This is a genomic window from Streptomyces sp. NPDC020747 (genome assembly GCF_044334695.1).
Lineage (GTDB): Bacteria > Actinomycetota > Actinomycetes > Streptomycetales > Streptomycetaceae > Streptomyces.
On sequence record NZ_JBIRTJ010000011.1, the window covers coordinates 146,777 to 166,937 of the forward strand.

The window sequence follows — 20,161 nt, forward strand, 5'->3', positions numbered from 1 at the left end:
CGCGAGCGGTACATCGGCTTCTCACAGGTCCGTCGGATCCAGCCGCCCGCCCAGTGTGTGGATCTCGACGGGCGCGGAGTTCGCCGTGCGGTCCACGTGGTCGCCGTCCGCGGGACCGAGGGGGCCCGCGAGCGTGTACGTGACCTCGTCGGCCGGAGTCGACGGAGAGGCGGCACCCGGCGCGGTCCACGACCGGCCGGTGCCGCTCACGGTCGACGGCCGGTCCGTGGCCGTCGCGGAAGAGACCGGCTGCGGTGCGGTGTCCGGCGCGACGAAGTTCCGTGCTTCGTGCAGCCATGCCACGTAGTCGTGGAGGTCCGTCGCCGACATGGCTGCCAGCGCCTTGTTGCGGGCGGTGGCCGACTCGTCCCGCGCGTGCCAGAGTCCGATGCTGTCGCGGGCAAGCCGGTGCACTCGCGTGGTGCGCTCCCGACGTGCCGCGTTGAAGCGGCGAAGCCGGACGTCGAAGTGCTCCGCCGAGCAGTTCAGCAGGTCTCCGAGGGCCACCGCGTCCTCCAGCGCCATGCAGGCGCCCTGCGCCGCGTAGTGGAGCATCGGGTGGGCCGCGTCGCCGAGCAGGGCGACGCGGCCGTCGACCCAGACGTCCACCGGCTCCCGGTCCACCAGGACCCACGCCTTCCACTCCGTGCCCAGCGCCAGGAGTCGCTGCGCGGCGTCGCAGAGCACGGCGAACTCCTCCCGCACCTCCGTCGCGGACACCGCCACTCCGGCGAACGTCTCGGTCGGCCGGTTCTCCACGCTTGGCGCCAGGTTGAGGTAGCGGCCGCCGACGATCGGGTAGTGCACGAAGTGGCGGCCCGGTCCCGCCCACCAGGTCACCGATCGGTGACGCAGGTCCTCGGGCACTCGTTCCATCGGCACGATCGACCTGAACACGGTGATGCCCGCGTTGCGCGGCGGGCCGTCTCCGACCAGCTGCGCCCGCACGGCCGAGTGCAGGCCATCGGCGCCGACGAGGGCGTCGGCAGTCAGGGTGCGGCCGTCCTCCAGCCCCACCCGCACTCCACGGTCGGCGTGTTCGTAGCCGACGACCTGGCTGGAAGACCGCAGCTCGATACCGTCGCCGTCCCGGCAGGCCTGCAGCAGCAACCGGTAGAGCTCGCCGCGGTGCACCACGACATAGGCGTTGCCGAAGCGGCTCCGATAGCGCTCGCCGAGCGGCATGCTGACCACGTGGTCGCCGGAGACGCCGTCCATGAACCGCAGTTCCTCGACGGGTACGGCGATGCGGTGGACGGCCGCGGCCAGGCCGAGCCGGTCGAGTGCGTGCACCCCGTTCGGCGCCAGCTGAATGCCCGCGCCCAGTTCGGCGAACTCGTCGTTGCGCTCGCACACCACCACCCGGTGGCCACGGGACCGGAGGCTCAGTGCCGCGGCGAGGCCGCCGATGCCGCCCCCCGCGATCACGATCGCTGTCATGCCCGCTCCGCGTCCGGCTCGTCTGCCGAATCCCCGGCCGGCTCATCGCCCGCGACCTCGTCCGGGGGACCCTCCAGGACCCTGCCCAGAGCCCCGTCCACACCGACGAGACGGGCCAGTTCGAGACGCTTGATCTTGGCGGTGGCCGTCTGCGGCAGATCCGCCTGCCGCCACTGCTCCGGCTCGGCCATCTCCGGCAGGTCGGCCACCGCGGTCCGCCAGACCTCACGGTCCAGCGGCCGGTCGTCCCTGGTGCACAGCACCGGCCGGGGCGGTCCCTCCTCGGTGGGAATGATCACGACCTCGGTCAGTTCGGGGATGCGCGAGAACAGTTGGTCCTCCACCGAGAGCGTGCTGCCGAAGCCGGGGATCTCGTCGACCTCCCGGTCCATGAGGTGCAGACAGCCCCAGCGCGTGCGGTAGCCCAAGTCGCCCATGCGCCACCACTGCTCGTCGGCCTGCCCCTGGAACCGCTCGTCCTCGCCCAGATAGGTCCGGATCCGGCCGTCGCTCCTGACCTCGATCCACCCCGGTGAGGACGGGGTGGGCCGCCTGCCGTCGCGGCTCACCACGCGCACCCCGGTCATGCCCGGGAAGGGAATGCCCACGCAGCGTCCGTCCGCGTCCGGCGAGCGGTGCCTGCCGTACGAACGGGCGACGCTCGGGCCGATCTCGCTCTGCCCGTAGATCTGGCCGAAGCGCGGAGTCCTGCGCCGGGACGCGCCGATCAGGGTGCGTACGGTGCGCGGGTGCAGTGCGTCGAACGTACTGCTGAAGAACTTCACGTTGGACAGCGGTTCGAGCGGGTCGGAGGCCAACTCCTCCCAGCTCAGGTAGGTGTTCGGGTGGGCTTCCAGGACGCCCGGGCGCAGACGGGCGAACAGCTGGGACACCCGCTGGGGATCGGCGTCCGCGAGGACCGCCACGGGGAAGCCGCGCAGCAGGGAGATGGCGAGTGCGGTGAACAGGCGAGAGTGCACGAACGAGACATGGATGGCCACCGGCTCGCGCCGCCGCATGAGCGCCGTGGCCAGGGCCTGCGGCCGGTAGCGGGCCTCCAGGCTGTAGGCCGTGTGGACGGCCAGCTTCGGGAGGCCCGTGGTGCCGGAGGTGTGCGTCACCAACGTCGGGTGGTCGTAGGGCAGTTCCAGCGCCGGGACCCGCGGCGCACCCGCCAGCTCCGCCAGGGACGTGGCGCGTTCGTCGGTGCCCGAAGCCAGCAGGACTTGACGGGTGAGCGCGAAGACCGTGTCGGGCAGGGAGCCGGTCAGCTTCGTGGCGTCGGTGATCAGGTGGGGGCGATCGACCCTCCGCAGCAGTGCGGTGACCGTCCCGCCGTCCAGGTGGGGCGACAGAAGGATCGGGACGACTCCGATCCGCGCGGCCGCGACGGCGAGCAGTGTGATGTCGAACGCGTTGCTCTTGTGGATCACCGCGTGGTCGCCGGGCCGCAGGCCCGCTCGCCAGAGCCGCGAGGCGAAATCGCCGGCGAGATCGGCGACGTCGGTCATCGTCATGACCCGCCCGCGTTCCGGCGCGATGTCCAGATCGTGGTCGAGGAGCAGGACGTTCGTCGGGTACCGGGCCGCTGCCCGGTCGAACAGCGTGCCCAGCCTGATGCCGCGATTTCCTATGCGCTGGAGAAGCATGCGTCAACCTCGATCACGTCGTGTTTACGGGGTGTTGGTGCGGCTGGACTCGATCACCTTCTTGAGGCGTGCGACGGTGGCGGCCATATCCGCTTCCACCTTGGCCCCCCATTCCTCGAAGAACCTCTTCTTCTCGTCGGTGCTCATCTCCGCGGTGATGCCGCGGATTCCTTCGGTCGCGGTGCCCATCCGGAAATGGTGGGTGAGCCGCGTGCCGCCGTCGTCGGATCGCAGGGTGAACCCCCAGACGCTGTCCTGGGCCCGGCCGGTACTGGTCCGCATCGCCCAGGAGAAACGGTGGTCGGGCTCGGCAGTCGTCACCTCGGCCGTAGTGGTCCACACGCCGCGGACCACCGGCGCCCACGCCACCACCTCGGCACGGCGGAAGTTGTGGCCGCGGAACACCGAGCCGACGGTGCCGGGGGCACCGTGAATCCATTCGCCGCCGGTGCATTCCTCACTCCACTCGTGGCAGCGCGGCAGATCGCTGACCACCGAGTAGACGAAGTCGGGAGCTTCGGCGACATGTGATTCGACACTGACCTCGAAGAGCGCGTCATCGTTTTCTGTGTTCATGGGGAAATCCTCTCCGCGCGTGCGGGCAGGACGGTGAAACGGTCGGCGGGTTCGTCAGGTCCCGCCGTCACGCGGCGTCCGCTGTCCTCGCGGCGGTGCCCCGCCGTCGCGGCAGTTCCCACTCGATCAGGGCGAGACCCGCGGCCATGCCTCCGCCGAATCCGGCGAGCACCACCGGATCTCCGGGTGCCAGAAGGCCGGCGGCGTGGTCGAGGGTGATCGGCACGGACGCCGCCCCGGTGTTCCCGAAACGCGACACCGTGGTGTGGGTGTGTTCGGGCGGAAATCCGAGGTCCGCGGCGAGCGCCTCGATCATCCGGCCGTTGGCCTGGTGCGGCACGAAGTGCGGCGGCCTCTCACGGTCCGGGAGGTGGGTCTCCAGGAAGGAGCGGATCAGCGGTCCGACCCGGCTCTCCACGAAGCGGCGTACCGCCGGACCGTCCATCGTGAAGTAGTGCAGGCCCTGTTCGACGGTCGCCGGTGAGGCGGGAAGCAGCGAGCCCCCTGCGGGGACCCGGATCAGCTCCCGCTCCTCCGGGAAGGTGGCGAGCCTGGTGGCCAGCACACCGCCGCCCGTGGTGGGCCCGAGGACCACGGCTCCCGCGCCGTCGCCGAAGAGCACGACGGTCCTGCGGTCGGTGGGGTCGAGTGTGCGGGAGTAGATGTCGGCGCCGATGACGACAGCGTGTCCGCCACTGCCGCGGATCATCCGTTCCGCCGTCGTGAGCGCGAAGACGAAGCCGCTGCACACGGCGTTGATGTCGAAGGCGGGGGTGCCTGCGGGGACACCGAGATGGGCGGCGACCACAGTTGCGGTGGGCGGCTGCGGTGAGTCCGGTGTAGACGTCGCCACGAGGACCAGCGTGATGTCCTCGGCGCGCACCCCGGCGTCGTCCAGCGCCATGCGCGCGGCCATCGCCGCCAGATCCGAGGTCGCCTCGTCCGACTTCGCCCAGCGGCGTTCACGGATCGCGGTCTTCCGGGTGATCCACTCGTCCGTCACGCCGGCGGGTGCACCGACGTCGTCGTTGGTCACGACGTTGCCGGGGAGGCAGGACCCGGTGCCGAGTATGCCGACCGCCTCCGCGTGGTGGACGGCTGCTGCACGACTGGCCATGCTGACTCATTTCAGGTCGTCGCCGCACGGGCGTCTCTGATCGGATATCCGTGCGACATCGGGTACGACAGCTCTGCGTCGGAACATAGTCAGCGGCGCACCCGACTCCCCAGACAATGCGGCAATAAGTGTCAGCTCGACGCCCGGCAATAGCCGGATGCCCGTTCGGCAAGCAGAAGTTGACAGATTTCAGGCCGACACGTCGACGCCCGGAGGGCGAATACGTAGCGTTGACGGTCGATGTGCTCGGCCGCCCGAACGAAGGATATTCATGGGGACGAGTAATTCCGCGCCACCAGGACCCATTTGGACCGATGCGATAGACGTCCATCACCATGTCATTCCGGAATTCTACGTCGAGGAACTTCGCGCTCTCGGGTTCGCCTCCACGCTGCCCGGCGTGGACAGACCCGAGTGGAAGATCGAGACAAGCCTGGCGATGATGGACCGGCAGGGCATTCGGGCGGCCGTGGTCAACATATGGCCGGGAGTGCCCCCCGTGGACGCCTCGACGGGTGCCCGACTGGCCCGCCGGGTCAACGAGTTCCTCGCCGAGCTGGTCGCCGCGCACCCCGGCCGCCTCGGCGCGTTCGCCGTACTGCCGCTGCCCCATGTGGACGCCGCGCTGGAGGAGTTGGCGTACAGCATGGACGTGCTGGGCCTCGACGGTGTCGGTCTGGTCACCAACTACGGCGGTGTGTACGTCGGGGATCCGTCGCTCGACGCGTTCCACGCCGAGGCGGCCCGGCGGGGGACGCCGCTGTTCGTCCATCCGACGGCTCCCCCTGTCGACCAGCCGACCTTCGGACTGCCGGTCTCGCTCTGCGAGTTCCCGTTCGAGACCGTGCGGCTGACGGCCCAACTGCTCTACAACCGCACCTTGGAGCGCCATCCCGGGCTGCGGGTGATCCTCTCCCACGGCGGTGGCGGTGTCGCGTACTACGCCGCCCGGCTCGCCTGCGGTCCATTGATCCGCGCCGATCTCGCGGAGCGGCTGCCGAGCGACCCGATCGGCTATCTGCGCCGCCTCTACGGCGACACCGCCATGATCGGCGACCCGCATGCCTTCACGTCGGTGCGCTCGTTCGCGGGGGCGGGCCGCATTCTCGTCGGCTCGGACTTTCCGTTCATGCCGGAGTCGTTCGGCGCGCAGGGTGCTCGTTACATCACCGAGCACGGCGGATTCACGCCGGACGAACTGGCGCGCATCCAAGTCGGCAACGCGACCGATCTCTTCCCACGATTCAACGACCAGTAGGAGAGCCGTCAGCATGCTCGACGAGACCACGGTAACCGCGTATCTTGACCGAATTTCCGCGCAGCGTCCCGAGAAGCCCGAGCTGGAACCCCTCCGCACCCTGCAGATGCGGCATCTGCTGTCCGTTCCCTTCGAGAACCTGGGCTACCACCTCGGCGAAGAGATCCTCATGGACGAAAGGGTCGTCGACAAGATCGTCAGGGAGCGTCGGGGCGGCGGGTGTTACGAAGTCAATCCGGCCCTCGCCCTTCTGCTGGAGAGCCTTGGCTACGACGTGTCCGTGATGCCCGGCCGGGTGTGGATCAAGGACGAACTGACCGCCCCACTGTGCCATCTGGCCCTCAAGGTCCGCGCAGAGGGGAACAGTTGGCTGGTCGACGTCGGTTTCGGCCGCAACAGCAGGTATCCGCTGTCCTTGGAGACGGAAGAGGTGCAGGAGGACCCGCACGGCCGCTTCCAGATCAGTGCCGCGGACGACGGCGGTGTCGACGTACGGGTGAACGGCACACTCCAGTACCGGGTGTACGACGTTCCCTGCAGCGTCTCCGACTTCGGGCCCACGCTCTGGTGGTACCGGACCGCGCCGGATTCGCCGTTCCTGCAGAACCTGTTCTGCTCGCTGCCGACCGAGAACGGCCGGGTCACGCTGAAGGAGGACCAGCTCACGGTCGTCGTCGGCGGGAACCGCGAGAGCCGGCGGCTGGCCGACGAGCACGAGATCCTCGAGGCGTACGACAAGTGGTTCGGGATCAAACTGGGGCAGCTTCCGGTCAAGGCGGGCAGCGGCGTCACGGTGCCGATGTCGTTCGACTGACCTCGGCGTCGGACGCCGCCGATCCGACACCGCCGGCCGGACCAACTGCCGGGGCGGGCCGTGTCCGGGCTCGCCCTGCCCAGTCGGCGAAGGGCCAACGACACCGGACACGCCCCGCGCCGCCGTTGTTCCGGCCGCGGCACCACGCTCCACCGCTACGAAGGACCGACCGACCTACGCGAGCGGGCGGTCACCGACCGGAATCGGCCACGTCCTTGAGAAGCGTTCACGCCTCGCCGCGCCGGCCGTTGACCGTCAGCGCGCCACCACGTCTGCTCAGGTCTCCATGTGCGTCCGCCACCGACACCTCGGCACGCGAGGGCGGCTGACCGAGCAGCCACTCCTCTTCCTCCTCACACAGGGACCCGACGGCAGCGGCACACTGCTCGGCGGCAGCGCGCCCGACCGTGGCCCCGTCCCGTTCCACGAGCGCCAGCTCGTCACCGAACCGCGCGTCCACACCCGTCTCACGCGAGGCCAGGAGTGAGCGCAGCGCGCCCGGCACCGCGTCGCCCATGCCGGCGTCCGCGAGCTTCCTGAGCCGCTGCGCGTCTCGTCCGTTGCCGCACTTGGTGAGATGGCAGCTGAGGCACGCGAGGATGCCCGCGCCCAGGTTCCGGTCACCCGCGAGGGCCGACGCACGCAGCGCCGCCAGCAGGAACTGCTGGCCCTGTACGTACTGACCCTGGTCCTCGGCCAGCCAGCCCGCGAGTTGCGCCAGTTCGGCTATCGCCGCGTACAGTCGCCTGCCGGTCGGTGCGTCGTAGGCGGCCTCCTGGGCCAGGTGCCGGGCCCAGCGCAGTTCGTGCACCGCCCAGTCCATGACGAGGGCGACACCGCTCTGCGAGGCGCTCAGCCTGCGCAGCCGGGCGATCCAGCCGACCAGGACGTCGACCGTCTCCGCGGAGAGCTCGGAGCCTTCCGAACGCCCCGCGGCCGGCGTGCTGTCCGCCGTGAGCCAGTCGACGGCGAGGGACACCAGCACGGCACCGGAGACCGGTTCGCCGGGCCAGGGCGCCCGTCCGTTGACGTCGTTCTCCTGTTCCAGGAGCGGGAACAGGATGCGGTCGACGTGCTCCTCGGACCACGGCGGGCCGAGCCCCGGGTCACCGACGCCACCGGGCTCGGCGTCCGGGAAACGCTGTGGCCAGATCTGGCTGACATCGATCGCTCTGCCCAGCTGGTCGGAGAGCACGCCGGCGACGAATTCAGGTAGTTGACCCCGCGGATACGCCCCTTTTGTCCAGCCGTACGGGGCCTTGAGGCTCACCGTACCCTCGCCGTACCGTCGATTTATTTCGCGGGAAAGCCGTTCCGGCGACCAGTTCAGCCTCTCCAGGAATGCTGCGAGATGTGATCCTTTGCGCACTGGCGCATCTCCCCCTTGAAGTGCCCCTTCGCGTGTGTGCGGACGGACGCGATCGCCCTGTCGAGGCTGCCACACCCGTTCAGGGATTGCCACAGCCTTTTAGCCGTGGGTAGAAATTGAGTCGTTCATAAACTTGTGGGTTTGGAGAATGAGGGCACAAACGCACGGATGGCGACAGCACCTATTACAGGCAGTGTCGCCATCCGGACATGACCTGAAGCTACTTGTGGTCCCAGGACCCGATGCGCATGACTTCCTTCTTCAGCACGTCGCCGAAGGTCGGAACCCCCTCGGTGGTGAACACAGAGACCACCGAGTGCACATGAGAGTTGTCGGTCACCTCACGCAACAAGGAATGCGCCAGATCGATACGCGAGGTATAGAGACCCGGCGACTCCGGCGGACCGAAGTGGTAATTGCTGACGATGTCGGTGTTGTAGAGGGCCGACGGCCGGACAATGGTCCAGTCGAGGTCCGTCGCACGCACGATCTGCTCCATCCGCACCATGTCGTCGTACAGCGTCCGCCCCATGGTGGTGAGAAGGGGGTAGAGCACTCTGCGGTACATGAACCGCTCGCAGAGCGGCTGCTCACCGGCTTGGCGATTCGCGTGCGCGGCAAGCAGCCGGGACGTCACGGTGATCAGGCGCTTCACACCGTGCGTGGCCATCGCGTCCGTGATGTGTGTGATTCCCCGGGAGAGCACAGTCACCGGCTGACGCGCGTAGGGCACTCCCAGAATCGATATGACCGCGTCCTGCCCGGCGATCGCCCGCTCGACAGCCGCTTTGTCGAACACGTCCGCGCCGAGAGTCTGCAATTTCGGGTCGGACAGCGGAAAACCGTCGGGCCGCCGGACGACAGCAGTCACCGTGTGACCCGCGGCGAGCGCCTGCTCGGTGAGATGCCGACCCGTCGAACTATTTGCTCCGAACAGAGCGAGCTTCAATGGATTTCTCCGTCTCGAAAGAGTTCCACGGCTCCTGTTCCACCGTTCCGGACTACGGCTTGACGGCGGTGTAGAGCGCGAACGGCGGATTCGCTACGAAGTCGGCCCAGTACCCCTTCTGGGACAGTCCGGCGTGATGCCCGGGAGCACGGTTCGGCAACCGCTGGACATCTACCAGACCTGCCTTCTCCATCGCCTGCTCCGTGGTGCCGGCCGGCCAGAAGAACCCGTCGAACCCGACGTGCGGATCGACGTCCATCTCGATGTGGATCACCTGGAGGTCGCCGTGCTTCTCCTTCGGCGTGATGGAGAGGCCGTAGCGCGGATAGACGGACATCTTCTGAAGGTCGATGTCCGGGTTCGAGCACAGCGCGACCATCCGGCCGCCCGGCACCAGGTTGTTCGCGCACCGCTGCACCATCTCGTGGTACTCGACGGTGTCCTTGGCGTGGACGAAGGCCCAGATGGGCGCGACGACGTCGAATTCGCCGAGCACGGGAAGTTCGGCGGCGTCCACTGCTTCGTACGTGATACCCAGCTGCTGTTCGGACTCGATCTGGCGAGCCACGTCGACCATGCTCTTCTCGATGTCGATGCCGACGACGCTCTCGGCACCGAGGCGCTTGAACATACGGGAATAGAATCCCGTGCCGCAGGCCACGTCCAGGACTCGCTTCCCGGCCAGATCCGGTATCCCGGAGAGCAGGGTCTCGCGTTCGACGAAGGCGTAGGGGAGATTCTTGACGTTGTCGTACTGAGTGCTCGAAGCCTGATACTGCTCGCTGATCCGGTCGTGATGTGTGCTCTTCTGCATCATCCACTGCCTCTCTGTCGACTCACCCGAAGCTCAGCTGAATATCTTCTGCACCTTGCGCGATACCCATTCGCTGACGGTCACCGTGTCGAATCGCTCCACCGCGGACGAATCCGTGAACGGCCGCATGGGTTCGATGGAGGCGTCGTGGTTGGGGAGATAGAAGAACGGGATGGTCAGCCGGGACGACGTGTCACCACGCTCCGGGTTCACCACGCGATGCATGGTCGACACCCACCGCCCACCCGTCCACAACGCCATCAGGTCACCGATGTTGACGACGAAACTCCCAGGGATCGCCGAGACGTCACGCCACTCGTCCGCCCCCTGCAACACCTGAAGACCACCCCGGTCGTCCTCCTGATACAGGATCGTCAGACTCCCGAAGTCGGTGTGCGGACCCCGCCGCAACTGCCCCGGCAACGGCGCCACCACCTGCGGCGGGTAGTAGTTCACCGCCACCGACGAACCATGACGGTCGAACTTGTCCTCGAAGAACCCCTCCTCCAGACCCAACGCGAGAGCGAACAACCGCATCAGATCAGCGGCCAGCTCCCCCATGGCCCCCATGTACTCCTGCCAGGCCTTCTGGAAGTCCGCGGGGTCCTTCGGCCAGATGTTCTTGTGTGTCCAGCTCGCCCACTCGTTGCCGAGTGTGCTGCGCTCCTCGTCGCTCAACTCTCCGGTCACGTGCGCGGCGAAGGTCTCACACAGGTCCGGGGGTGTCTTCTGGTCGAGGCTGCGCGCGAGTGTCCCGCCGGCCCTGCGGTATCCGGACACTCCGGGGCGGGAGGCAACCAGGTCCTTTTCCCCGTCAGGGAGTTTGAAGAACGAATTGGTCGCCGTGAACATACGGTCGACCAGCTCCGCGGAAACTCCGTGACCCACGACGATGAAAAACCCGGAGCTGCGCAACGCATTGCCGATCGCCTCGGCAATCGCGGCCCGCCCGCGAGCACTTCCCCTGGAAGAGAGGTCGATGACCGGGACAAAACCATCGGTCACGGTGACGGTCAGTTGATCACGATTCAAGACATTCCCTCTTTCCGTGATGTTCTGCTCGTCGAGCGTAGGTCCGGCCGACAGCGGGTCGCCACGCCCCGCGGTTGAATCTGTCAACTCATCACGCCCCGAAAAACATATCGACCGGTCTTTTCTGCCTCGGGCTTCCGACCGCGCACGACGAACGGCCGAGCCGTCGACGGATGTGCCTCTCGGGGGAGGGCAAATCCGCCGACGACTCGGCCGATGCCGGTGTGAACACCTCCTTTGCGCTACGCGGTTCCGGCGAACATCTTCCGGAGCTTCTCGGACATCCACTGACCGGCAATCACTCCGGTACCGAAATGCGGCCGGTCGTCGCACGGCACCGTGAACGGCCGCATGGGTTCGATGGAGGCGTCGTGGTTGGGGAGATAGAAGAACGGGATGGTCAGCCGGGACGACGTGTCACCACGCTCCGGGTTCACCACGCGATGCATGGTCGACACCCACCGCCCACCCGTCCACAACGCCATCAGGTCACCGATGTTGACGACGAAACTCCCAGGGATCGCCGAGACGTCACGCCACTCGTCCGCCCCCTGCAACACCTGAAGACCACCCCGGTCGTCCTCCTGATACAGGATCGTCAGACTCCCGAAGTCGGTGTGCGGACCCCGCCGCAACTGCCCCGGCAACGGCGCCACCACCTGCGGCGGGTAGTAGTTCACCGCCACCGACGAACCATGACGGTCGAACTTGTCCTCGAAGAACCCCTCCTCCAGACCCAACGCGAGAGCGAACAACCGCATCAGATCAGCGGCCAAGTCGCTTACGGCGGCCATGTATTCGGCCCACACCTCGCGGAAGTCGGCGGGGTTCTCCGGCCAGATGTTCGCCAGAGTCCAGGTCGCCCACTGGTTGCCGAGTGCCCTGCGCTCCTCGTCGCACAGCTCGCCGGTCACGTGCGCGGCGAATGCCTGGCACAGATCCGGCGGTGACTCCTGGTCGAGGCTGAGGGCGGTCGTACCGCCCATCCGTCGAAAACCGGAGACTCCGGGTCCGTGTGCGACGCGGTTCTTCTCCTCGTCCGGCAGCGCGAAGAACGCACTCGTCACCGTGAACATGCGGTCGATGAGGTCCTGCGAGACCCCATGGCCGACGACGACGAAGAACCCGGAACCCGTGCACGCCCGGTCGATCGCCTGCGCGATCTCGACACGGCCTTGCGCCGAGTCCCTCGAAGTCAAGTCGATGACGGGTACGAACCCATGGGCAGCGGTGGCGGTCACCTGGTTGTCGTGCATGACCAATTTCTCCTCTGCGACTGTTTCTCGATCTAGTTCGCCGTCTCGGGCACCGCTTCCGGCTGCGCCGTTCGCCGGCCCCCTCTCGACAACAGCCCGACCAGGGCCGCGCCGAGCACGAGAACCCCGAAGGCCACCCAGAGCGCCACCGTGTAGCCGTGCACGGTCCCGGCGTTGACGGCGGACGGACCAGCCCCGTGGTCGTCCAGGTACGACGCGGTCGCGCTGGTCGCGATGGAGTTGAGCAGTGCGGTACCGAACGCGGCGCCCACCTGCTGCACCGTGTTGTACGCCGCCGAGGCGACGCCCGCCTCCATCGGGTCCAGTGCGGCCGTCGCCATGTTGGTGGCCGCGGCCAGCAGACAACCGAGACCGAGGCCGGTCAGGATCATGGAGGGGGTCAGGTACACCAGGAACACCTGTGAGCTGTCCACCTCCAGCTGCGTGAGGATCAGCATCCCGGCGGCGGAGGAGAGCAGGCTGCCGGCGATCAGGACGTTCGGAGCCACCCGCCGGTGCAGCTTTCCGGCGATCAGCATCGCTCCGATCGTGGTGCTGACGGCGTTGACCAGCAGCGTCATGCCGGCCTTGACGGGCGAGTAGCCGAGGATCGTCTGCGTGTAGTAGCTCACGAAGAGGTAGAAGCCGAACATCGCGATGAACATCACGCACACGGACACGAACGCGGTACCGCGGGCCCGGTGGGCGAGAATGTGCAACGGCAGCAGCGGGAACCGCGACTTGGCCTCCACCAGGACGAACAGGCTCAGCATGAGGACGCCGCCGACCAGCAGGCCGAGCACCTTCGGGTCGTCCCAGCCGTTCGGTTCCGCCTGGGTGAAGCCGTAGACCAGCGCGACGAGGCCCGCCGCGCTGAGCAGCACCCCGGGAACGTCGACGTTGCGCAGGTCGCCGCTCGGGCGGTCCCGCATGATCAACGGGACACCGGCCAGGGCGATCACGGCCATCGGGATGTTGATGTAGAGGCACCACCGCCAGTCGGCGTACTCGGTGAGCAGTCCACCGGCCACCACACCGAGGGCCGCGCCCCCCGCGCCGACGCCGGCGAAGACACCGAAGGCCTTTCCTCGCTCACGTCCGTCGGTGAAGGTGAGGATCAGCAGGGACAGGGCCGCCGGAGCCAGGAGCGCGGCGAAGACGCCCTGTCCCGCACGGGCGGCGAACAGCGTGCCCGCGTTCTCCGCCGCGCCGCCGAGCCCCGAGGCCAGCGCGAAGCCGACCAGGCCGATGGTGAAGGACCTCCGATGGCCGAGTGCGCCGCAGACGCGGCCGCCCAGGAGGAGTAAGCCGCCGAAGGCGAGGGCGTAGGCCGTGATCACCCAGTGCCGGTCGGTGTCCGTCATCCCCAGCTCCTGCTGGGCCGACGGGAGCGCGATGTTCACGATGGTCGCGTCCAGCACGACCATCAGCTGAGCAACGCTCACTACGGGAAGGGTCCACCAACGCCTCGCGGGCTGAGCCGGGGGGGTCGGGGCCTCTTGCTTCATGTCTGTCACATCAACTCGCACTATGGTCGGGTAACTCGAACGTTGGTCTAGTGGCGAGTGACTCTACTACACACCGGGGCACCGGGTGGGGCCGAGGACCGCCCTCCGGGGCGCTCCGCGCGGCCTCAACAAGCCCTGAAACAATGGGAGTTGGGAGTTTCAGAATTCGACGCACCGACCGGGCGTCGCCGGTTCCGCAACGGGTCGCCACGAGTGCCGGGCAGCCGGTCACGAGTGCCGGCGGGGCGCGGACCGGGCGTCAGGGCATGCAAGACTCAACCGAAAACACGGTGACGCGTAGTACACCCCCGGGGGTGAGCCGCGTGAATCTGGAGGTGAACGTCATCGCAGACAAAGAGCGCTCGAGCAGCCAGTCCGGCGGAGGAGTGGGTAACGTCTGGCTTCGGGCCCCACGCGGCAAGGGAGAGCCACCGCTCACTCGCGCACGTATCGTCCAGGCGGCCGTCGCCCTGCTCGACGAGGAGGGCATGGACCGGCTGACGATGCGTCATCTGGCCGAACGGCTGCAGGTCGGCGCGACCACCCTGTACTGGCACGTGGCGACCAAGAGCGACGTCGTCGACCTCGCGGTCGACGCGATCTTCGGCGAGACCTCGGTTCCGGACCAGCACTCCGAGAATCCGCGGAACGACATCGCGACCCTGGTCAACGACTGGCGCCAGGCCATGCTCCGGCATCCCTGGGCGGCCACCGTGCCCTCACGTCAACGACCGCTCATGGGGCCCAACTTCCTGGCCTGGATGGAATTCCTGCAGTCCGCGCTCCTGCGGGCGGGCCTGACCGACAAACGGCTCAACGCCGCGACCTGGGTGCTCTACAACCACGTGATGGGTGCCACGGCCACTCAGTCCAGCCTCCAACTCTCCGCCGAGGAGACCCGGTTGGGGCAGGAGTACCTGGAGAGCCGGCGCGACCAGTACCCGACCGTGGCCACGTACAACTACATCGCCGATGACGACTGGGACGCGAGCTTCGTGGCCGGATTGGAGTTCCTGCTGGACGGGATCGAGGCGCAGACCAAACGCTGAGGCCGCCCCTGCCCCCGCCCCCTTGCCGTGTCGTGGCGTGGCGCAGGGGGCGGGCGCCGGAACGTCAGGCCGTGCCGGCGGGGTTGGAGATCAGGTAGCGCCAGTAGCCGTCCGCACCCCTGCGGGCGATGTCGGTCGCCGTGCCCTCGGTGTGCACATGGGCGCCGTCCTGCCCCACACCGTCGTGGACGTAGTCGTTGATCAGCAGAGCCGTGTCGCCCACCACATAGACCTGGCGCAGTGAGACGGTGATCGGGATCCGCTCGCGCACGACCGTCGGCAGGGCGGCCCGGCGCCGCGCGCCCGAGGACGTACGACCGGGCCGCAGGACATGCATGGCCTCCGGTTCGAAGAGGGCGTCGAGCAATGCGAGATTCCGCGCGTTGAAGGCGTCGGCGAAGACATGGGGCAGGTCGGCGGGTTCGACGGGAAGACCGTCGCTGCTTGGTATGTCGGACATGGGGCGAGTACAGCAGTGCGGAATGCCCGGCGAACAGTGCGCGGGACGATTGTCTGTCAGCTCCGGATTTCCGCACGATCCGGCCGTGGGCCGGACCTGACAGATTACGGAAACGGGTTTGGCCCCGCCTTTTGCAAGACCGGCATGATGCAGGTGATATCCGCGCGCCGCGATACCTGATTCGGTCGACAAGGAGCGGACACCTTGACCAACATCACCATTGTCTTCCATTCCCGCAGCGGGAACACCTACCAGCTCGTGGAGAAGGCCGCGAAGACGGCACTCGACACGGGTGCCGAGGTGCGCGTGCGCAGGGCGCCCGAGCTCCCCGATCCGATGATCCTCGACAAGGCCGCCCACGCCAGTCTCGCGAAGGCCACCGCGGACGTCCCCGACGCGGCGCTCGACGACCTCGTCTGGGCCGACGCGATCATGGTCGGCACGCCGGTCCACTACGGCCTGCCGGCCCCGCAGATCCTGAACTTCATCGACCACACGGGACCGGTCGCCATACCCGGCAAGCTGATGGACAAGGCGGTGTCCGCGTTCGCTTCCGGGTCGATGCCCCACGCCGGCCAGCAGGCCGCGATCCTCGCGCTGCACAACGCGTTCTGCCACTGGGGCGCGGTGATCGTGCCGAACGGCTCGGCCGCCGCCGTACTGCATCAGCCGGGCAACGGAGCTCCGTACGGCACCGGCACCATTTCGCGGCACGAGGCGAACAGCGTGACCGAGGACAACCTCGGCGCGATCGAGTACCAGACGCTCCGTACCCTCCAGGTCGCCGGGGCGCTGACCCGGGGTCTGCGCCCCGAACCGAAGATCACCATGGTGAGCGACGAACGGCTGCGCACCTTCGGCCTGGACATCTGACGGGGCGATATGACACTCCGTGACACTCCCTGGCCGGAGGGCACTCCGTGCTGGGTGGAGGTGCAGGTCGACGATCCCGTACGGGCGAGCGCCTTCTACGGGCAGCTGTTCGGCTGGACGTTCTTCGACCACGGACCGGACTACCACCACTATCTGACGGCGCGGCTGAACGGGCGGGGCGTGGCCGACATCGGGCCATGGCCGTCCGGGGAGGCGCACCCCGGCCCTCCGCGGTGGCTCGTCTGCTTCGCGGTGGAGAGCACGGACACGACGGCGGAGAAGGTCGTCAAGGCCGGGGGCACGCTGCTGCTGCCGCCGGCGGACGTCGGCACGCACGGCAGGTTCGCGGTCGCGTCCGACCCGGCCGGTGCGCGGTTCGCGCTCTGGCAGGCGGACGAGTACCTGGGCTCGGAGATCGCCGATGTGCCGGATTCCGTCGTGTGGCACCACTGTCTGAGCAGCGATGCCGAGGCGTCGACGGCCTTCTACGCCGATGTGTTCGGCCTGTCCGTGACACCGGCGCCCGGTGCGGGCGCGGACGACGGACACGCCACGCTCGAACTCGACGGACGCCCGGTGGCCGGTGTCGGCAGGCAGCGTGCCGGGGTGCCGTCGTCGTGGGAGGTCACGTTCGGTGTCGTCGACGCCGATGCCGCGGTGGCGAAGGCCGTGGAGCTGGGCGGCTCGCTGCTCGACGGTCCCTTCGACACGCGGCGCGGCAGGTGTGCCCTGGTCTCCGACCAGGAGGGCACACCGTTCCGCGTACGCGCCGTCGGCGGCACGGACTGATCTGCCGCCCCTGAACCGGCGATCACCACCGCGGGCCGGGTCGGCGACCCAAGCCGTCCCGGCCCCGCCGCTGCGGATGCCACGCGGCCGTGTCCCAGAACAGGAGCTGGGCCGCCTTCGGGACAGCGCCGATCCGTGGGCCGTCCGGGCTGCCGAGGAGCATCGTGCTCGGCCGGTCCGGTGTGAACCCGGGCCATCGCGGAGCGTGTTCGCTGCGCGGCACGCCGTCGTGCGCGAAGGATGCCACCAGGTCCGTCAAGGTCGCCGAGACCCGCCGCTCCAGGGGCCCGTCGCCGAAGGCCTCGCGGTGCTGCGGAATTCCGTGGGTGCCGAACAGGAACGGCGAGGTCGCCTCGTGCGGTGAGCCGAACCCGGGCGGGTGCACCGCGTACTCGAAGTGCATGAGGAAACTCTGCGCGCCGCTCTCGCGAGCGCTGCGCTCGGCCGTACGGACGATCTGGTGGCGGAACATTGCGTCCCCGAGGATCTCCGTGTACAGGGAGAACGGATCGCTCGCGAGTCCGGCTTCACGGGCACATGCGCTGTAGTGGCCGACGGCTGCGTCGACGAGTCGCTCCGGGACGCCGGCGAGACCCTTCATCAGCAGGTCGCGGACCATGGCGCGCAGTCCGGTGTCGTCGGCGGGGCGCGGACGGGTGGCGGCGGTGTAGAACGCGCCCTCGGTCGCGGTCGTGACGAACAGGGCCGACAGGTCGGGCACCGGCCGGTGGGCGTCGTGGTCGGGTATCAGCTCGCCGTCCACCACGGGCCCCCGGTACCAGCGTCCTGACCTCGCCGGACCGTCGGCCGGCACCTGCGCGAAGTACTCCTGCCAGACCGTCAGCAGCCGCTCGGCGTCCACCGTGCGCAGTCCGGGCACGTCGACACCGAGTCGGCCCGCCACCTCCTCGTACGCCGTGCGCGCCTCCTCCGGTTCCAGTGCGTACGCCGGCGTCCAGACATGGGCGGCGCTGATCGGGACGATCCGGCGGATCGCACCGTGCAGCCTCGGAAGCAGGGCGAGCTGCCAGACGGCGGCGCCACCCGCGGACGTGCCGCACAGGGTGATGTTCTCCGGGTCGCCGCCGAAGGCCGTGATGGTGGTCCGCACCCATTCGACCAGGGCGATCTGGTCCTGCAGTCCCCAGTTGGCGCACAGGCCCGTCACCGGGTCGGTCAGCTGCTCGTGCCGTCCGAATCCGAAGGGCCCCAGGCGGTAGTTGAAGGTCACGACGACCAGGTCCCCGTGTGCGGCCAGCCGGGCACCGTCGAAGGTCGGACTCGCGGCGGTGCCCACTTCCCAGCCGCCTCCGTGGACGTAGATCAGCACGGGCCGGCGACCGGCGACGTCGGGTGTCCAGACGTTCGCGTGAACGGCGTCCTCGGAGGTGCTCCCGGCGGGCGCCGGGGCGGTGACCGGGGGCAGTCCCCGGCGGGGCTGGAGGAAGGCGGAGCGATGTTCGCCGCAGGGGCGAATCCCGGTCCAGGGCGGGTGCGGACGCGGTGAGGCGAACCGGAGCCGCCCCACCGGCGGGGCCATGAAGGGCACCCCGAGGAATGCCGAGACGGACCCGGTCCCTCCGTCCGGCCCGGCCGCTGTCCCACGCAGCGCGCCCGCGCCGACGCGTACCACCGGTTCCGGCGACCTCGCTTTCCTGGGGTGCCTCATCAGAACTCCCTTTGCGGCAGCGGTTCTTTCCGGAATCCGCACCACGGTCGCAGATCAGAAATAGTGGACCAAGCCGGTCCGGCGGCATCTGTCAGGTGCACATGATTGACAGACTTCCGCCGACCTGACGAACCGGGTCATCGGTTCTTGGCCGACCAGTGGCGGGCGGGCGAGGGTGAGGACGTGGCGCCTTTACTCGTTTCAAATCAATACCCAGGTGATCACCGAAACCGGGCGCTGGTTTCGAAGACCGCGGCCGCCCCGGAACGCCATTCGACAGCTGGAGCCGGAATTGACAAGGGACATGCTGCGAATTCCGCTGGGAAAGGCACGGCAGCAGCCGGACTGGGATGATCCCTCGCAGGCACAGCGTGCCCGGGAGACCCTGGCCGACCGCCCGGGCCTTGTCGACACGGCCGACGTGGGCGTGCTGCGTACGCACCTGGCGCGGGTCAGCACCGGTGCGGCGGAGGTCGTCCAGGCCGGCGACTGCGCCGAGGACCCGGCCGAGTGCACGGCGGACGACGTCGCCCGCAAGGTCGCCGTCCTCGATCTGCTCGCCGGTGCGATGAAACTGGCCGGCCACCGACCGGTGCTGCGCGTGGGCCGCATCGCGGGCCAGTTCGCCAAGCCCCGGTCCCGACCGACCGAACGCCTCGGAGAGCGGGAACTGTCCGTGTTCCGCGGCCACCTGGTCAACGGTCCCGCGCCGGACGCCGACGACCGGCGCCCGGATCCACTGCGGCTGGTCACCGGCTACATGGCCGCCGCCGACATCATGGCCCACCTCGACCGGGGCCGCGCGGGCGGCATCGAGCAGCCGGTGTGGACCAGCCACGAAGCGCTGATCCTGGACTACGAACTGCCACTGCTGCGGCGTACCGCCGACGGAGGTCTGCTGCTCTCGTCGACCCACTGGCCCTGGATCGGAGAGCGCACACGCCAGGTCGACGGCCCGCACGTGGCACTGCTCGCCCAGGTGGTCAACCCGGTCGCGGTCAAGGTGGGACCCGGCATCGACACGGACGAACTGCGGGCGCTGTGCGAGATGTTGGATCCCGACCGGCAACCGGGCCGGCTCACCCTGATCGTCCGGATGGGTGCCGGCACCGTGGCCGAGCGGCTGCCCGCCCTGGTCCGGGCGGTGCACGGGGCAGGGCATCCGGTGGTGTGGCTGACCGACCCCATGCACGGCAACACCGTGGTCACGCAGGGCGGTTACAAGACCCGTTACGTACGGACGCTGCAGCGCGAGGTCCGCGAGTTCCGTGCCGTACTGGCCGAGGCCGGCGCCTTCCCGGGCGGCATCCACCTGGAGACGACTCCCGACCAGGTGACCGAGTGCGTGCTCGACGAGTGGGAGGCCGACCGGGTCGGCACGGTCTACACGAGCTTCTGCGATCCGCGGCTCACCGTGGACCAGGCCCTCGACGTCCTGGGTGCCTGGGGTGAGGGCGGGGTTCTGACGACCGCGACCGGGACGGCCGCGCCGCGGCAGGCGACAGGAGGGTGACGGACATGGCGAAGACAACCGGAGCC

General features: G+C 68.6%; 18 protein-coding genes. 6 read left to right on the forward strand and 12 right to left on the reverse strand.

Annotation, left to right across the window (positions count from 1 at the left end; all coding sequences use genetic code 11):
• Positions 1-21: 21 nt before the first annotated feature.
• From ACH4YP_RS27765 to ACH4YP_RS27780, 4 genes are all read right to left on the reverse strand, one after another.
• The gene (locus tag ACH4YP_RS27765; RefSeq protein ID WP_398493153.1) at positions 22-1,440 is read right to left on the reverse strand and encodes an FAD-dependent monooxygenase; all 1,419 of its coding nucleotides are present in this window, start codon (positions 1,438-1,440) and stop codon (positions 22-24) included.
• Complete coding sequence (locus ACH4YP_RS27770; protein WP_398493155.1) at positions 1,437-3,089, reverse strand: class I adenylate-forming enzyme family protein; 1,653 nt, start codon at positions 3,087-3,089, stop codon at positions 1,437-1,439. The genes ACH4YP_RS27765 and ACH4YP_RS27770 overlap by 4 nt, the downstream gene beginning before the upstream one ends.
• A gap of 24 nt (positions 3,090-3,113) precedes the next feature.
• Positions 3,114-3,665, reverse strand: a complete 552-nt coding sequence (locus ACH4YP_RS27775; protein WP_361053786.1) for an SRPBCC family protein — start codon at positions 3,663-3,665, stop codon at positions 3,114-3,116.
• A gap of 67 nt (positions 3,666-3,732) precedes the next feature.
• Positions 3,733-4,782, reverse strand: coding sequence for a beta-ketoacyl-ACP synthase 3 (locus ACH4YP_RS27780; protein WP_361053783.1), 1,050 nt, complete (start codon positions 4,780-4,782; stop codon positions 3,733-3,735).
• A 271-nt stretch (positions 4,783-5,053) separates the two neighbouring features.
• On the opposite strand from ACH4YP_RS27780, the gene ACH4YP_RS27785 reads away from it, so the two are divergent.
• Both ACH4YP_RS27785 and ACH4YP_RS27790 read left to right on the forward strand, forming a co-directional pair.
• On the forward strand, positions 5,054-6,040 hold the full coding sequence (locus ACH4YP_RS27785) for an amidohydrolase family protein (protein WP_398493158.1): 987 nt from the start codon (positions 5,054-5,056) through the stop codon (positions 6,038-6,040).
• Between the two features lie 13 nt (positions 6,041-6,053).
• Positions 6,054-6,854, forward strand: a complete 801-nt coding sequence (locus ACH4YP_RS27790; RefSeq protein WP_361053778.1) for an arylamine N-acetyltransferase — start codon at positions 6,054-6,056, stop codon at positions 6,852-6,854.
• Positions 6,855-7,080: 226 nt separating this feature from the next.
• On the opposite strand, the gene ACH4YP_RS27795 is transcribed toward ACH4YP_RS27790, so the two are convergent.
• From ACH4YP_RS27795 to ACH4YP_RS27820, 6 genes are all read right to left on the reverse strand, one after another.
• Positions 7,081-8,124 (reverse strand): hypothetical protein, encoded by a 1,044-nt coding sequence (locus ACH4YP_RS27795; RefSeq protein ID WP_398493160.1) that lies wholly within the window; start codon positions 8,122-8,124, stop codon positions 7,081-7,083.
• 319 nt (positions 8,125-8,443) lie between these two features.
• On the reverse strand, positions 8,444-9,172 hold the full coding sequence (locus ACH4YP_RS27800; protein ID WP_361053772.1) for an NAD(P)H-binding protein: 729 nt from the start codon (positions 9,170-9,172) through the stop codon (positions 8,444-8,446).
• 52 nt (positions 9,173-9,224) lie between these two features.
• On the reverse strand, positions 9,225-9,989 hold the full coding sequence (locus tag ACH4YP_RS27805) for a class I SAM-dependent methyltransferase (protein WP_361053769.1): 765 nt from the start codon (positions 9,987-9,989) through the stop codon (positions 9,225-9,227).
• A gap of 30 nt (positions 9,990-10,019) precedes the next feature.
• Positions 10,020-11,018 (reverse strand): isopenicillin N synthase family dioxygenase, encoded by a 999-nt coding sequence (locus ACH4YP_RS27810; protein ID WP_398493162.1) that lies wholly within the window; start codon positions 11,016-11,018, stop codon positions 10,020-10,022.
• 242 nt (positions 11,019-11,260) lie between these two features.
• Positions 11,261-12,274, reverse strand: a complete 1,014-nt coding sequence (locus tag ACH4YP_RS27815) for an isopenicillin N synthase family dioxygenase (protein ID WP_398493164.1) — start codon at positions 12,272-12,274, stop codon at positions 11,261-11,263.
• Positions 12,275-12,306: 32 nt separating this feature from the next.
• Positions 12,307-13,782, reverse strand: coding sequence for an MFS transporter (locus ACH4YP_RS27820; RefSeq protein WP_361053763.1), 1,476 nt, complete (start codon positions 13,780-13,782; stop codon positions 12,307-12,309).
• A gap of 323 nt (positions 13,783-14,105) precedes the next feature.
• Between ACH4YP_RS27820 and ACH4YP_RS27825 the strand changes: the two genes are divergently transcribed.
• The gene (locus tag ACH4YP_RS27825) at positions 14,106-14,831 is read left to right on the forward strand and encodes a TetR/AcrR family transcriptional regulator (protein WP_398493401.1); all 726 of its coding nucleotides are present in this window, start codon (positions 14,106-14,108) and stop codon (positions 14,829-14,831) included.
• Between the two features lie 64 nt (positions 14,832-14,895).
• Here the strand turns inward: ACH4YP_RS27825 and ACH4YP_RS27830 are convergent, their stop codons facing one another.
• Entirely contained in the window at positions 14,896-15,291 is a 396-nt protein-coding gene (locus tag ACH4YP_RS27830; protein WP_361053758.1) for a nuclear transport factor 2 family protein, read from the reverse strand.
• Positions 15,292-15,495: 204 nt separating this feature from the next.
• Between ACH4YP_RS27830 and ACH4YP_RS27835 the strand changes: the two genes are divergently transcribed.
• Entirely contained in the window at positions 15,496-16,164 is a 669-nt protein-coding gene (locus ACH4YP_RS27835; RefSeq protein WP_361053755.1) for a flavodoxin family protein, read from the forward strand.
• A gap of 9 nt (positions 16,165-16,173) precedes the next feature.
• Positions 16,174-16,953, forward strand: coding sequence for a VOC family protein (locus tag ACH4YP_RS27840; protein ID WP_361053752.1), 780 nt, complete (start codon positions 16,174-16,176; stop codon positions 16,951-16,953).
• A 22-nt stretch (positions 16,954-16,975) separates the two neighbouring features.
• Here the strand turns inward: ACH4YP_RS27840 and ACH4YP_RS27845 are convergent, their stop codons facing one another.
• The gene (locus ACH4YP_RS27845) at positions 16,976-18,622 is read right to left on the reverse strand and encodes a carboxylesterase family protein (RefSeq protein WP_361053749.1); all 1,647 of its coding nucleotides are present in this window, start codon (positions 18,620-18,622) and stop codon (positions 16,976-16,978) included.
• A 304-nt stretch (positions 18,623-18,926) separates the two neighbouring features.
• On the opposite strand from ACH4YP_RS27845, the gene ACH4YP_RS27850 reads away from it, so the two are divergent.
• On the forward strand, positions 18,927-20,135 hold the full coding sequence (locus ACH4YP_RS27850; RefSeq protein WP_361053746.1) for a 3-deoxy-7-phosphoheptulonate synthase: 1,209 nt from the start codon (positions 18,927-18,929) through the stop codon (positions 20,133-20,135).
• Positions 20,136-20,161 lie beyond the last annotated feature (26 nt).

Bases quoted from the DNA above. Each gene is read 5' to 3' on its own strand.
- ACH4YP_RS27765 (WP_398493153.1), bottom strand. From the start codon at position 1,440: ATGACAGCGATCGTGATCGCGGGGGGCGGCATCGGCGGCCTCGCCGCG.
- ACH4YP_RS27770 (WP_398493155.1), bottom strand. From the start codon at position 3,089: ATGCTTCTCCAGCGCATAGGAAATCGCGGCATCAGGCTGGGCACGCTG.
- ACH4YP_RS27775 (WP_361053786.1), bottom strand. From the start codon at position 3,665: ATGAACACAGAAAACGATGACGCGCTCTTCGAGGTCAGTGTCGAATCA.
- ACH4YP_RS27780 (WP_361053783.1), bottom strand. From the start codon at position 4,782: ATGGCCAGTCGTGCAGCAGCCGTCCACCACGCGGAGGCGGTCGGCATA.
- ACH4YP_RS27785 (WP_398493158.1), top strand. From the start codon at position 5,054: ATGGGGACGAGTAATTCCGCGCCACCAGGACCCATTTGGACCGATGCG.
- ACH4YP_RS27790 (WP_361053778.1), top strand. From the start codon at position 6,054: ATGCTCGACGAGACCACGGTAACCGCGTATCTTGACCGAATTTCCGCG.
- ACH4YP_RS27805 (WP_361053769.1), bottom strand. From the start codon at position 9,989: ATGATGCAGAAGAGCACACATCACGACCGGATCAGCGAGCAGTATCAG.
- ACH4YP_RS27815 (WP_398493164.1), bottom strand. From the start codon at position 12,274: ATGCACGACAACCAGGTGACCGCCACCGCTGCCCATGGGTTCGTACCC.
- ACH4YP_RS27820 (WP_361053763.1), bottom strand. From the start codon at position 13,782: ATGAAGCAAGAGGCCCCGACCCCCCCGGCTCAGCCCGCGAGGCGTTGG.
- ACH4YP_RS27830 (WP_361053758.1), bottom strand. From the start codon at position 15,291: ATGTCCGACATACCAAGCAGCGACGGTCTTCCCGTCGAACCCGCCGAC.
- ACH4YP_RS27840 (WP_361053752.1), top strand. From the start codon at position 16,174: ATGACACTCCGTGACACTCCCTGGCCGGAGGGCACTCCGTGCTGGGTG.
- ACH4YP_RS27845 (WP_361053749.1), bottom strand. From the start codon at position 18,622: ATGAGGCACCCCAGGAAAGCGAGGTCGCCGGAACCGGTGGTACGCGTC.
- ACH4YP_RS27850 (WP_361053746.1), top strand. From the start codon at position 18,927: ATGCTGCGAATTCCGCTGGGAAAGGCACGGCAGCAGCCGGACTGGGAT.